This is a genomic window from Catenulispora pinisilvae, from assembly GCF_015356865.1.
GTDB lineage: Bacteria > Actinomycetota > Actinomycetes > Streptomycetales > Catenulisporaceae > Catenulispora > Catenulispora pinisilvae.
This window is the reverse complement of the sequence record NZ_JAAFZA010000064.1, coordinates 1-12,340: the sequence shown is the minus strand read 5'-3', so window position 1 is coordinate 12,340 and position 12,340 is coordinate 1. Positions and strand designations below refer to the sequence as shown.

Below are 12,340 nucleotides of genomic sequence, written 5' to 3'. Positions count from 1 at the left end.
ATAACCACGTCCCAGCGGCCCCGTAGGTCACATGAGTGCTACTTGGCCGGCTGGCGGGCGTTCTCGAGGGCCTGGGCGCGGGCCAGGGCCTGCTGGACGGCCTGCTCGGCGGTGCCGAAGGCCTGCCAGTCCGGCGGGGTCTTCGACAGGGCCGCGCGGGCGGTGTTCTGGGCGGCGACGGCGTCGGCGAGGGCCTGTTTCAGCTGGTCGTCCACGGTCACCGGGTTCTCGCCGGTGGTCGCGCCGGAGGTGCCGGAGAAGATCTCGTCGAGGCCCTGTTGCAGGGTCGGGGCGAAGGCCGTGTCGGTGCCGAAGGCCACCATGACGCCCTTCAGCAGCGGGTACGTGGCCGGTCCGGTGGCCGGCTGCGCGTACACCGGCTCGACCGACAGCAGGCCGCCGCCGAGCGGCAGGGTCAGCAGGTTGCCTTCGACCACCCTGGCGTTGTCGGCGCCGAGGGCGTTCAGCTGGTCGGCGAAGGCGCTCTGGAAAGTGCTCTGGATCTGGCCCAGGCCCGGCACGCTGATGCCGGATGGGATCTCCAGGACCCTGATCTTGCCGTAGCCGGGCCCGGGATCGCAGTCCACGGCCATGTACGCGGCCACATCGCCGCGGTTCACCGGGGTCAGCGTCGACGCCAGGGAGAAGGACGGCGCAGACTGGCCGGGCATCTGGAGCGTCAGGTAGTTCGGGGCCTGCGGCTGCGCGGACGTCTTCGTCGGGTCCGCCGGGGCGTTCCAGGCCGAGGCGCCGCTGAAGAACTCCGAGGCCGAGGTCACGTGGTAGCGACCGAAGAGATCGCGCTGCGCGGTGAACAGGTCCTGCGGATAGCGCAGATGGGCCAGCAGGTCGGGGCTGATCGCCGCGCGCGGCTTCACCGTCCCGGGGAAGGCCTTCATCCAGGTCTTCAGAATCGGGTCGCCGGCGTCCCAGGCGTAGAGCGTCACAGCGCCGGTGTCGGCGTCGACCGTGGCCTTCACCGAGTCGCGGACGTAGTTGACCTTGCTGGTGCCGTCCGACAGGTGCGTCGTGGTCGAGTACGGATACGCCGAGGTAGTCGTGTAGCCGTCGGCCACCCACAGGATGCGGCCGTCCACCACCGCCGGGTACGCGGTGCCGTCCAGGGTCAGCCACGGCGCGACCGCCTGCACGAGTCGCAGGGGGTCGCGGTCGTACACGATCCGCGAATCCTTGCTCACACTGTCGGACAACAGGATCTTCGGTTGGTGGAACTTCGCCGCGTACATCAGCTTGTTCAGGAACGAGCCGACCGACACCCCCGGGGTCGAGGCCGCGGGACCGCTGACGATCGAGTAGTCCGGCAGGCCGGAGCCGAAGTAGACGCGCGGCTCGTAGCCACCGAGGCTGCCGCTGGGCGGAAGGTTCTGCTCGATGTAGTCCGGCGAACCATCGGCCTGCACGGCGGCGCCCTTGGCGGCCGCGAAGCCATAGCCGTGGGTGTGCTGTAGGTGCTCGTCGTACCAGCCGCGCTGGGCGGCGGGCAGCCCGGCGAGGTTGACGCCGGTGACCCCGACGATCGCGTCCTGGACCTTGCCGTTCACCGGGTAGCGGTCCACGGCCAGGGTGTCGGGGAATTCGTACGACGCGCGGGCCGGGTCCTGCTGCTGCTGATTGAAGGCCGCCGAGAGCAGCGCGGGGTCCGCGACGCGGATCTGGGCGACGGCCTGGGCATCGGGGGTCAGCTGGTTCTGCGTGGTGCCGGTCTTGGCCGCGTAGGAGTCCACCTCGATGTCGCTGAGCCCATAGGCGGCCCGCGTGGCGTCGATGTTCCGCTGGATGTACGGCGCCTCCTTCGCCCCCTGGTTCGGGTTCACCTGGAACCGCTGCACCGCCAGCGGATAGACCCCGCCTATCACCACCGAGGCCAGCACCATCAGCGAGACGCCGAGCGCCGGCAGGGCCCAGGCGTGGCCGCCGCGGTCGATGACCGGGACGGCGCCGCGGACGATCAGCCGGACCGCGTTGCCGAAGAACAGCAGCGCGCACAGCACCGCGATCACCAGCAGGATCGTCTTGGCCGGCAGGACCGCGTGCACGTCCTTGTAGGTCGGGCCGGCCCAGCCGCTGGTGATCTTGGAGGAGTCGACGCTGAGCGAGTACCGGTCGAGCCAGTAGGCGTAGGCCTTCACCAGGACCAGACAGCCGAGCAGGATCGAGATGTGGACCTGCGCGGCGCGGGTCGCGCGGGAGCCGAGGCTGTGTCCCATCAACGACCTGGAGCCGGCCGTGCGGCTGCCCGCGGGCGGGGTCAGGGCGACGCCGGCGTAGAGGTAGTGCGTGAGCAGCGCGGCGAGCAGGCAGAGCAGCACCGCGGCGACCAGGAAGCCCTGGATGTGGCGCAGCCAGGGCAAGGTGAAGACATAGAAGCCGATGTCCTTGTGGAACTCGGCGTCCTCGGTACCGAACGGGACCGAGTTGGCCCACATCAGGTAGGTGCGCCAGGAGCCCGCGGAGGAGGCGCCGGCAGCGATGCCGAACAGGACCGAGGCCCCGGTCAGGATCCAGGCCAGGAACGGCGCCAGGCCCATGCGATAGCGGTCCAGCGCCTGTTGCTCCAGGGAGACGCCGGTCAGCGGCGGGCGGAAGCGGTAGGCGAGCCAGATGTTGGTGCCCACCAGGACCGCCATCAGGGCGCCGAAGACGAGGAACAGCACGGCCTGGGTGATCGTCCGAGTCCGGTAGACCGGCCCGCCGCCGATGGAGTGGTACCACAGGTAGGAGGTGTAGACGCCGTCGAAGAGCAGGAAGGCGACGACCAGCACCAGCATGATCATCAGGGTGATCGCCAGGACCTTGGTGCGCCGCGGCGGGACCCCGAACGCGACCCGCTGCCCGCCCCGGGCGCCGAATCCGCCGGACGAGCCCGCCGGGTGGCCGCTCTTGTCGCCCCCGGCGTCGCTGTCTTCACCACCGAAGTTCGGCATCTCGAACGCCACGGGCTCAGCGTACGCGGGGGCGCGGGCAGACCGCGCCCGCCCCGCGGCGCGTTCGTCATATGAAACGGCTGGAGCGGGTGGCGGCAGCCACCCCGGCGCCGGCGGCACCCGGTCGGCGGCTCCCCGATCGCGGGGGAGAATATCGGCATGAGCTCTGTCGCCAGCGTCGCCCTGATGCAGTCCGTCGTCGAGATCGAGCAGCACGTCGCCGCCGACGGCTGGAACCAGCGTCCCCGCATGTTCGCCCTGGTCCCCACCGCCGACCTGCTGGTCACCCAGCCCAGCATGGCCGCCGCCCTGGGCCTGACCGACGAGTCGGCGGAGTCCGGCGGCATCCCGAGCCTCACCTCGATCGAGCAGGACGGCCTGGCCCTGGACCAGCCGCTGGACGAGATGCTGGCCAAGATGGTCTGGCCGGCCGCCGTCGAGGGTTGCGCGCTGGTGATCGAGTCGCAGATGCTCCCCCCGAGCGCCGAGGAGCAGATCCCGCAGGACCTGAAGGGCGCCGAACTCGAGCGCTGGGTGGGCAAGCACCCGGAGCGCCAGGATGTGCGGATGGCGGTCGCCGTGCTGCGGGACGGCACCCGGCAGGCGGCGATCCGGCTGCGGTCGAAGGACTCGGACATGGAAGTGCTGTCCGGGCCGGACCTGGTGCCGAACCTGGCGGCGGCGCTGTTGGGGACTTTTGAGGAATGAGCGAAGGCGGCGAGCCGAATCGGCCCGCCGCCCGGTTTGTCGAACCGCCGTAGCGGCCGCCGGCTACGCGGCGGGCTCAGCTCAGCTGCATCCCTGAGGTGTCCCCCCGGCCCGCAGCGTGTTCAGCGCGGTGAGCGCGTCCTGCAGCGTGTTCACCTTCACCAGGCGCAGGCCGCTCGGGACGTTCTTGGCCGCGTCGGCGCAGTTGGCGGCCGGGGTGAGGAAGACGGTGGCGCCGTCACGCTTGGCGGCCAGGGTCTTCATCTGGATGCCGCCGATCGGGCCGACCGCTCCGGTGGAGTCGATGGTGCCGGTGCCGGCGATCTTCAGGCCGCCGGTGAGGTCCTGCTGGGACAGCTCGTCGATGATGCCGAGGGCGAACATCATCCCGGCGCTGGGTCCGCCGACGTTGTCGAGCTGGATCTTCACGTCGAACGGGAAGACGTTCTGGGTGCCCGGCAGGAAGCCGACCAGAGCCCGGGACGGGCCGCCGTCGTTGGACTGCGTCGTCACCACCGAGACCTGCTGCTGCTTGCCGTCGCGGGTCACGGTGAACACCACCGTGTCGCCCGGCTTGTGCTTCTGGATCAGGGTGTGGACGTCGTTGGGGTTGGCCAGCTGGGTGCCGTCCACCGCGTCGATGACGTCCTGCGGCTGCAACTTGCCGTCGGCCGGGCTGCCGGGGGTCACCGAGTCCACGATCACCTCGGTGCGCAGCGGCTTGATGTTCTTCGCGGCCAGCGCGGCGGTGATCGCCTGGTCCTCGGAATCGTCGAACATCGCGGTGTTCTGCTGCGTCGCCTCCTGCGCGGTCTGCCCCTCGGGGTAGATGACCGTGCGCGGGACCACGATCTTGTCGCTGGACAGCCAGCCGGAGAGCACTTCGACGCTGTTCGGCTTGTAGTCCGCGCGGGAGACCTCGACGGTGACCATGCGCAGCTGCCCGCCGCCGGTGTGCGGGTAGGTCTGGGTGCCGCTGATCGCGATGACCGGCTTGGCCGGCTGCCCGGAATCCGTGGAGTAGCTGCCCAGGGTGTCGTATGTCGGGCCCGGCGACATCTCCGCGTACGGCGTCGGGATCAGGAACGCCGAAGCCGTGAGCAGGGCGACCGTCGTTCCGGACAAGGTCAAGGTGAGGGCTCGGCGCTGCATTCCACAGATGCTATCTGTTGCAGTCTGAAGCGGCGCTGAGACCGGGGTCACCAATCGGGACGCGGGACCGCCCGGGAAGATCCACTGCTTCCTCCCTACACCGGCGGCGCGGCCTCGGGCCCGATCGGGTCCTCGTTGGAGATGGCTTCGCGGAAGCGGCGGTAGGCGTGGATCGTGTCGTCGTCACTGGGCCGCCGCACGTGCCGGGCAAGGGCGGACACGGCCGCCGCCAGGACCACGGCGCCGACCGGGATCGCCCACCAAGCCAGGATCGACAGCACACGGTGACTGTAACGCACCGGAGGGTCACTCGTGTCGGATCTAGCAGCCGACCCACTCGTGGTCGCCGTCCGCGAACTCCTCGCGCTTCCAAATCGGCACCTGCTCCTTGAGCGTGTCGATGAAGGCGCGACAGGCCGCGAACGCCTCGGCCCGGTGCGGCGCTGCCGCCCCGACCACGACCGCGAGGTCGCCGACGGCCAGTGCGCCGACGCGGTGGATCGCCGAGAGCGCGACCACGGCCGGGTGCTCGGCGGCCACGGCCTCCGCGACTTTCGCCAGAAGTTCGGCGGCGGAAGGGTGCGCGCTGTAGTCCAAAGCGGTGACGGACCGGCCGTGATCGTGGTCGCGGACGACCCCGAGGAACAGGGCGATGCCGCCCGCGGTCCGGTGCGAGACGGCGGCGACGACCTCGTCGACGGAAAGTGGTTCCTCGCGCACGTCCGTATGGATGACGGGACGGATGACCGCACGGTCGTCCGCGGCGGGCTCCTTCACCTCAACGCCCGCAGTGAGTTCCTTCTCCTCGATCACGTTACCGATCCTCCCCCACGGCGCTTCCGCCGTGCGCGTCGCACCAGGGCCGCGGTGCCGACCAGCGCGACCGTGGCGCCGGCCGCGCCGAGACCGGCCGCGGCGTCCTTCTTACCCAGGCGCCGGGCCAGCGCCGCGTGGTGGCCGTCGATGTCCTCCAGGAGCTGGGCGAACGCTTCCTCGTTCGTGAAAGCGGGTTCCCACCCGGCTTCCCGGAGCTTCTTGTTGGAGACTGCCCACGGATGCATCACGTACTGGAGGTCGCTCGCGGGAGCCGGGGTCAGGTGCAGCCTGTGCAGTCGCTCCGCGGCGCCGACGGCGAGGCCTTCGGGGAGCTCCATCCTGCGCATCCCGGAGATCTCCTCCACCTCCTCCTGAGTGAGCCATCCATCAGAAGCAACGGGCACGACCCCGTTCACCTTCCCCAGGGCCGCGTACTCCAGGGCCGACAGCAGGTCGTCGATGTGGCAGAACTGCCAGACCGGCTTCGACCCGCGCACCACCAGCAGGCGCGGCGCCTCGAAGTGCCGGGTCAGATAGGTGTCCACGCCCGGACCGACTATGGCCGCCGGGCGCAGGACGGTGACGGTCAGGCCGGGGTGCGCGCGGGGGGCGATCGCCGCCAGCCGCTCGATCTCCAGCAGGTCGCCGACCAGGGTGCCGTCCGGGGTCGCGCGCAGCGGGGCGTCGTCCTCCAGCGGGAGGGCGTTGTCCGGGAGGGCGCCGTAGACCATCGCGGTGGACAACAGGACCACATGGTGGACGCCGGCGGCGGCCGCGGCGGTGAGGGCGGTCTGGGCCGCCCGGACGTTGCGCGCGGTGCGTTCCCGGGGCTCGGAGTTCAGGTCGGAGTCCAGCGCCAGGTGCACCAGCGTGTCCACCCCGGAGAGCCGTTCGGCCAGGTGGGGGTCGGTGACGTCGCCCAATCGCCAAGTCGCCGGGGCCGCTCCGCGCTCAGCGTCCAGCCCCACCACCCGGCGCACCTCGCCGCCGAAGGCCAGCTTGCCGGTCAGCGCCTCGCCCAGTCTGGCGGCCGCACCGGTGACGGCGACAGTGGGCTTGCTGGTGCGGCCGGTGCGCTTGCGGTCCGGCGAGGAACTCACTGAGGCTCTCCTGTGGTTACGTTAGATGTATAGAGGAAGTCAGGCTCCGCGCTGTCAACCGATCCTTCTCCCCCGTCGTCCGTGAGGTCACCCGCCGTGAACAAGAACCCCGAAGACCACAACCCGTCGGACGGCGACGAGTCGCAGAACCAGGGTAAGCGCCCGGACGGCCCCGTTGATCCGTTGGGGGCCATGTTCCAGCAGATGTTCGGCGGAACCGGGGCGCAGTCCCCGGGGTCGAACATCCCGGGCATGCCGGACCCGCAGATGCTGCAGATGGTGTTCAGCCAGATCCAGGCCCTGATGAGCGGCGGCGGAGACGGCGCCGTGAACTGGGACCTGGCCAAGACCATGGCGCGCAACACCGTGGCCGCCGCCGGCCCGGACCCCTCGCCCACCGACGGCGAGCAGCGCACCTACGACGGCGCCGTGCAGCTGGCCGAGCACTGGCTGGACCAGGTCACCTCGCTGCCGGCCGGCACCGCGGGCACCCGTGTGTGGTCGCGCGCGCAGTGGATCGAGGAAACCCTGCCGGTCTGGAAACAGCTGGTCGAGCCGGTCGCCGACCGGATCACCTCGGCGATGGGCGAGGCGGTCGGCGGCGCGGTCGGCGAGCTGAACATGCCGGAGAGCCCGGAGGCCGCGGGCCTGCCGCCGGGCATGGGCGACATGCTGGGCAACCTGTTCGGCGGCGGCGGCGCCGGCGCCGCCGGCGGCGGGAACCCGCTGGGCGGCATGCTCAAGCAGATGGGCACCGCGATGTTCGGCTCCCAGGTCGGCCAGGCCCTGGCCTCGCTGGCCGGCGAGGTGGTGTCCGGCAGCGACATCGGGCTGCCGCTGGGCCCGGAGGGCAAGGCGGTGCTGCTGCCGGCGAACGTGGACGCGTTCGCCGAGGGCCTGGAGATCGACATCGAGCAGATCCGGCTGTACCTGGCGCTGCGCGAGGCGGCCTACCAGCGGCTGTTCTCGCACGTGCCGTGGCTCAAGCCGCGCCTGCTCGGCGCGGTCGAGGAGTACGCGCGCGGCATCACGGTCGACGCCTCCAAGTTCAGCGAGCTGGCCCAGCAGGCCGAGCAGATGGACCTGAGCAACCTGGACCCCTCCCAGCTGGAGAACATGCTGGGCGGCGGCGGCCTGTTCGCCCCGGTGGACACCCCGGCCCAGAAGACGGCCCTGGCCCGCCTGGAGACCCTGCTGGCGCTGGCCGAAGGCTGGGTGGACGCGGTGGTCCACGCCGCCGCGGCCCCGCAGATGTCGGCCGCGGACGCGCTGCGCGAGACGCTGCGCCGCCGCCGTGCGGCCGGCGGCCCGGCCGAGCAGACCTTCTCCGCGCTGGTCGGCCTGGAGCTGCGGCCGCGCCGGCTGCGCGACGCGTCCCGGCTGTGGGCCTCCCTGGCCGACGCCCGCGGGCTGGAGGGCCGCGACGCGGTGTGGTCGCATCCGGACCTGCTGCCGACGTCGGCAGACCTGGACGACCCGGACGGGTTCGTGCACGGGCGGGCCTCGGATTCCGAGGACGGGCTGGAGTTCGACTTCTCGGGGCTGGACGAGTTGTTGGGCGGCGGGGCTGTGGATAAGTCCGAGGACAAGGGCGGCGAGGACAAGCCTGCCGAGGGCAAGAGTGGCGAGACCGGCAAGAGCAGCGAAAGCGGCGAGACCGGCGACAAGACCGAAGGCCCGGACGAAGGCGGCGAGGACCAGCCGAAGAAGTAACAGCGGCATCGAGGGTGGGCGCGTCGTCGCCCGCCCTCGCTCGTTTTCAGTCCGCGTCGTCCCCGGCCTCGCCGCCCCCGGCGGAGGCGAAGCCCTCCAGGAACCCGCGGGCCCGCTCAGTCTTCGGGTACACGCTCATCAGCTCCCAGAACCGCGGGCCGTGGCTGGGGACCAGCAGGTGCGCGAGTTCGTGCAGCAGGACGTAGTCCAGCACGTACTCCGGCATGCCACGGACCCGGTCGGAGATGCGGATGGTGCCGTCCACAGGGGTGCAGGATCCCCAGCGCGCCTGCTGGTTCGTGACCCAGCGGACGCTTGAGGGTTGGGCCCGGCTGTCGAAGTAGCGGGCCGACAGGTCGCGGGCGCGGCGGGAGAGCTCGCCGTCGTCCGGCCTTCGTTTCTTCTCCTGGCCGGCCAGGCGGGCCAGCATCTTGTCGACCCACTGCTTCTCTTCCGCGCGTGTCATCTGCGCGGGGATCAGGACGACGGTCTTGTCGCCGTCCCGGTACGCCGAGACGGTGCGCCGCCGCCGGTTGCTGCGTCGCACCTCGATCTGACCGCCCTGGTGGGGGGCTTCGTCGAGTCCCACGGCATGGGACCCTAGCGTGTGGCACCCCCTGATGGCGTTACCGAAATGACACGCCGGGGCGTCGGGAACGGCGGAAATCGGATTGTCCACACGCCGTACACAGGTTTTCCACAGAGTTATCCACAGGCAGGCCGATCCTGTGGGTTACGTAACACAAAGAGTGATCAGCGGCCGGTGAAGCGGGGTGTGCGCCGCTCCCGCTGGGCCGCCAGACCCTCCTGAAGGTCCTCGGTGGCCATCGTGATCGGCTGTGCCAGCGCCTCCCAGCGCAGCGCCGCCTCGAACGACTCGTGGCCCGCGCCGACCAGCGCCTGCTTGGTGAGCTTCACCGCGATCGGCGCGCCGGCGGCCACCTCGGAGGCGATCCGCTCGATCTCCCCAGGGAAGTCCCCGGCGGGGAACACCCTGTTGAAGACGCCGAGGGCGACCGCCTCGGCACCACTCACCGCGCGGCTGGTGTAGAGGAGTTCGCGGGCGTTGGCCATCCCGACCACCTCGGGCAAGAGCCAGGTCGCGGCCATCCCGGGGTGCATGCCGAGCTTGGTGAACGGCACGGCGAACTTCGCGGTGTCCACCGCGTAGCGCAGGTCGCAGGCCAGGGCCAGGCAGGCGCCGGCGCCGACCGCCGGACCGTTGACCGCCGCGATGGTCGGGACCGGCAGATCCCGCAGGCTCAGCCAGATCCGGTAGAACGGCAGCATTTTGTCGCGGAGTTTTTCCACAGGCGCGCCGGGCTCGGCACCGATCCAGCCGAGATCGCCGCCGGCGCAGAAGGCGGAGCCGGCTCCGGTCACCACCACACAGCGCACTTTCTCGTCTCGCGCGATTTCCCGCATAAGCCGCTCCCACGACTCGGTCATCGGCGCGGTCATCGCGTTGCGCCGGTCCGGGTCGTCCAACCTGACGGTCAACACACCATCCGACGTGCGGTTAACGGCGAGGAGGGGATATTCGCGCGACTCAGGCATGGCGTCAGCGTAGCGGTGCGGTTTGGGCTCCGCGCTGCCGTATGGTGTTCCGCGTTCGGGGTGAAAGGTACATCTGCTCTCAGATATGGAACGGAGCGACAAATCATGGCGGAGTCGTCGTACACCGGGGACGCCTACTGCGTGAAGTGCAAGGAGAAGAAGAACTTCACCGGTCAGGTGAAGGTCAGCGACTCGGGCCGGCGGATGGCGCAGGGCATCTGCCCGACCTGCGGGACCAAGCTCAACCGGATCCTGGGCAAGGCCTGAGGTTCGACGGTTCGCTACGGCGGCCGGTCCTCCGGCCGCCGTATGGGTGAATTAGGACGCTGCCAGCTGCGCCAGACCGCGCGGGTGGCGCAGGGTGGGAATACGCGGGCAAGCGCGGCGGAATGCGGGGGCTGACACGGCGGGAGGTCAGGGCGTGCGTCCGGTGCTGAAGACGGGGCTGTGGCGGCCCGGCGGCGCGTTACAAGTGGGGGTGACTCCGGGACGCTCGCTGCTGCTGAACGGACTGAGCCCGGCCGCGACCGCGTTCGTGGCGGCCCTGGACGGCCACCGGGACATCAACGGGCTGTTGGCCCACGCCGAGGGGTTGGGACTATCCGGCGCGCAGGCCACGACGCTGCTCGACGTGCTGGCCCGGGCCGGATTCCTCGACGACGCCGGCTACGACCCCGGCCCGATACTGCGCGCCCTGGACATCTCCGAGATCGACCGGCTGGCTCCGGACCTGTCCGCGCTGGCACTGGGATACCTGGTGCCCGGCGGCGCGATGCGGGCGATGACCCGCCGCCGGATGGCGGTGGTCGCGGTGTACGGGTGCGGGCGGGTCGGGGCGTCGGTGGCGCACATGCTGGCCGCGGCGGGAGTCGGATGCGTGGTGCCGATCGACGCCGGACGCGCTCGGCCCGCGGACGCGGCACCGGCCGGGTTCCGGAATCCCCGGGGACTGAGTCACCGGGATGAGCGGGAGGTACCGGGACCGCGGCGGGGGCGTGGGGCTCGGGCGGCGAGCAAGGCGAGCGCGAGTGGCGCGGCAAGAGCCGACGATCGACTGGACAGCGATCAACAAGACGCCGATCAGCCGGCGGCCACCGGCATCGAAACCGACCTCGCGGCTCCCCCACCACGCCGACAGGACCTGGTCCGAGCCCTGATCCGCTCCTCGGCCCCGTCGACCCGCACCTCGCTCCCGGCCAATCGCCAGCACCCCGACCTCGCGGTCCTGGCCCCGATCGCCGACGGCTACCCGGCGCTGGCCGCCACCATGCAGGGCACGGGCGTGCCGCATCTGTCGGTCGAGGTACACGAGACCACCGGCGTGCTCGGCCCGTTCGTACAACCGGGCCGCACCTCCTGCCTGCGCTGCCGCGACCTGTACCGCACCGAACGCGACCCGGGCTGGCCGCGTGCGATGGTCCCGTTCGGCGGCGTGGACGCGGTACCGGCCGCCGAGGACCGTCCCTGCGACATCGGGCTGGCCACCCACCTCGCGACGCTGGCGGTGCTGCACATCCTGGCCTGGGTGGAGGGCGACCCGCCGCCGACCGTGAACGGCACGCTGGAAGTGGTCCCGCCGTTCGGCACGCAGACCCGCTACGAGCGTCCGCCGCATCCGGACTGCGGATGCCTGGTCCAGACGGAACCGGCCGCCCCCACGCCGCTCATGCGCAGGTAACGCTAGAGGACGCCGGTCACCACCAGCACACCGATGACCAGGAGGGTGACGGCGGTCAGGGCGCTGGCACGGCGCTCGATCCACGGCGCGGTCAGGAGACTGGCGCCCTTGGCGGCGGCCAGGGTCAGGCCGACCATGACGGCGACGGTGGCCAGGGCGAAGGCGATCAGGACGCCGAGCGCCGGACCCACGCCGACGGCGCCCGCGGCGAGGAAGAGCGGGAGGATGGTCAGGTCGGGGCTGGCCGCGGCGCCGAAGGGGGCCAGTGCGGTCAGCAGGTTGCGGCGGCGATGCACCTCGGGCTGAGACCTGGCAGCTGCGCCAGGCACCATCGGCCAGGCTCGGCGGCGCTGAGGCCCGGGCGCGCGTCTAGCAGCTGTCCTAGGCAGCATCAGCCGGATGCGATGGCGCTGCGGCGCGGGCACACAATCACCCGCCGCGCCGGGCAGGGCCAGCGATTCGGATTCGGCCGACGCGGTTCGGCGTTCCAGAACCACGATGCTGCCACCCGAGCGGCGGGCAGCTTGCGCGGGCAGATGTGTCTTCGCAGCCGCGGTCGGCTCAGCGCGATCGCAGGCAGGCCCGCGTTCGTGATCGTGATCGTGATCGTGATCGTGATCAGCATGCGAATGCCGAAGCCCGACCCCCAAAACCTCCATCACCCCCAGCAC

13 protein-coding genes are annotated in these 12,340 nt (G+C 71.0%); 5 read left to right on the top strand and 8 right to left on the bottom strand.

Annotated features, from left to right (window positions below; all coding sequences use genetic code 11):
- Positions 1 to 38: 38 nt before the first annotated feature.
- Positions 39 to 2,957 carry a UPF0182 family membrane protein gene (locus IZR01_RS19295; RefSeq protein ID WP_194924631.1) on the bottom strand — a complete coding sequence of 973 codons (2,919 nt, stop codon included), beginning with the start codon at positions 2,955 to 2,957 and terminating at the stop codon, positions 39 to 41.
- 147 nt (positions 2,958 to 3,104) lie between these two features.
- Here IZR01_RS19295 and IZR01_RS19290 point away from each other — a divergent pair, with 147 nt between their 5' ends.
- Positions 3,105 to 3,653: a PPA1309 family protein gene (locus IZR01_RS19290; RefSeq protein WP_228554314.1), complete on the top strand. Its 549-nt coding sequence runs from the start codon at positions 3,105 to 3,107 to the stop codon at positions 3,651 to 3,653.
- Positions 3,654 to 3,734: 81 nt separating this feature from the next.
- Here IZR01_RS19290 and IZR01_RS19285 read toward each other — a convergent pair whose 3' ends face one another.
- From IZR01_RS19285 to IZR01_RS19270, 4 genes are all read right to left on the bottom strand, one after another.
- Positions 3,735 to 4,805, bottom strand: coding sequence for a YlbL family protein (locus IZR01_RS19285; protein WP_194893341.1), 1,071 nt, complete (start codon positions 4,803 to 4,805; stop codon positions 3,735 to 3,737).
- Positions 4,806 to 4,900: 95 nt separating this feature from the next.
- Positions 4,901 to 5,086 carry a hypothetical protein gene (locus IZR01_RS19280; protein ID WP_194893342.1) on the bottom strand — a complete coding sequence of 62 codons (186 nt, stop codon included), beginning with the start codon at positions 5,084 to 5,086 and terminating at the stop codon, positions 4,901 to 4,903.
- Positions 5,087 to 5,126: 40 nt separating this feature from the next.
- Positions 5,127 to 5,618 (bottom strand): molybdenum cofactor biosynthesis protein MoaE, encoded by a 492-nt coding sequence (locus IZR01_RS19275; RefSeq protein ID WP_323747046.1) that lies wholly within the window; start codon positions 5,616 to 5,618, stop codon positions 5,127 to 5,129.
- A complete protein-coding gene (locus tag IZR01_RS19270) occupies positions 5,615 to 6,721 on the bottom strand; it encodes an NAD-dependent epimerase/dehydratase family protein (protein WP_194893343.1) in 1,107 nt (368 codons plus the stop codon). The genes IZR01_RS19275 and IZR01_RS19270 overlap by 4 nt, the downstream gene beginning before the upstream one ends.
- Before the next feature lie 96 nt (positions 6,722 to 6,817).
- On the opposite strand from IZR01_RS19270, the gene IZR01_RS19265 reads away from it, so the two are divergent.
- The gene (locus tag IZR01_RS19265) at positions 6,818 to 8,434 is read left to right on the top strand and encodes a zinc-dependent metalloprotease (protein ID WP_194924630.1); all 1,617 of its coding nucleotides are present in this window, start codon (positions 6,818 to 6,820) and stop codon (positions 8,432 to 8,434) included.
- Between the two features lie 46 nt (positions 8,435 to 8,480).
- Here the strand turns inward: IZR01_RS19265 and IZR01_RS19260 are convergent, their stop codons facing one another.
- Together IZR01_RS19260 and IZR01_RS19255 are read right to left on the bottom strand one after the other, a co-directional pair.
- Positions 8,481 to 9,023, bottom strand: a complete 543-nt coding sequence (locus tag IZR01_RS19260) for a M48 metallopeptidase family protein (protein WP_194893345.1) — start codon at positions 9,021 to 9,023, stop codon at positions 8,481 to 8,483.
- A gap of 164 nt (positions 9,024 to 9,187) precedes the next feature.
- Positions 9,188 to 9,991 carry an enoyl-CoA hydratase/isomerase family protein gene (locus IZR01_RS19255; protein WP_194893346.1) on the bottom strand — a complete coding sequence of 268 codons (804 nt, stop codon included), beginning with the start codon at positions 9,989 to 9,991 and terminating at the stop codon, positions 9,188 to 9,190.
- A gap of 105 nt (positions 9,992 to 10,096) precedes the next feature.
- Here IZR01_RS19255 and IZR01_RS19250 point away from each other — a divergent pair, with 105 nt between their 5' ends.
- Both IZR01_RS19250 and IZR01_RS19245 read left to right on the top strand, forming a co-directional pair.
- Positions 10,097 to 10,258, top strand: a complete 162-nt coding sequence (locus IZR01_RS19250; RefSeq protein ID WP_194893347.1) for a DUF5679 domain-containing protein — start codon at positions 10,097 to 10,099, stop codon at positions 10,256 to 10,258.
- A 154-nt stretch (positions 10,259 to 10,412) separates the two neighbouring features.
- Positions 10,413 to 11,669, top strand: coding sequence for a hypothetical protein (locus IZR01_RS19245; protein ID WP_194924629.1), 1,257 nt, complete (start codon positions 10,413 to 10,415; stop codon positions 11,667 to 11,669).
- Positions 11,670 to 11,671: 2 nt separating this feature from the next.
- On the opposite strand, the gene IZR01_RS19240 is transcribed toward IZR01_RS19245, so the two are convergent.
- Positions 11,672 to 11,965: a hypothetical protein gene (locus tag IZR01_RS19240; RefSeq protein ID WP_194900125.1), complete on the bottom strand. Its 294-nt coding sequence runs from the start codon at positions 11,963 to 11,965 to the stop codon at positions 11,672 to 11,674.
- Between the two features lie 108 nt (positions 11,966 to 12,073).
- On the opposite strand from IZR01_RS19240, the gene IZR01_RS50720 reads away from it, so the two are divergent.
- Positions 12,074 to 12,340, top strand: a 267-nt coding sequence (locus tag IZR01_RS50720; protein WP_228559784.1) for a hypothetical protein, incomplete at its 3' end; no start/stop codon positions are given.

Coding starts and splice junctions, on each gene's coding strand:
- IZR01_RS19290 (WP_228554314.1), top strand. CDS start 3,105: ATGAGCTCTGTCGCCAGCGTCGCCCTGATGCAGTCCGTCGTCGAGATC.
- IZR01_RS19285 (WP_194893341.1), bottom strand. CDS start 4,805: ATGCAGCGCCGAGCCCTCACCTTGACCTTGTCCGGAACGACGGTCGCC.
- IZR01_RS19255 (WP_194893346.1), bottom strand. CDS start 9,991: ATGCCTGAGTCGCGCGAATATCCCCTCCTCGCCGTTAACCGCACGTCG.
- IZR01_RS19250 (WP_194893347.1), top strand. CDS start 10,097: ATGGCGGAGTCGTCGTACACCGGGGACGCCTACTGCGTGAAGTGCAAG.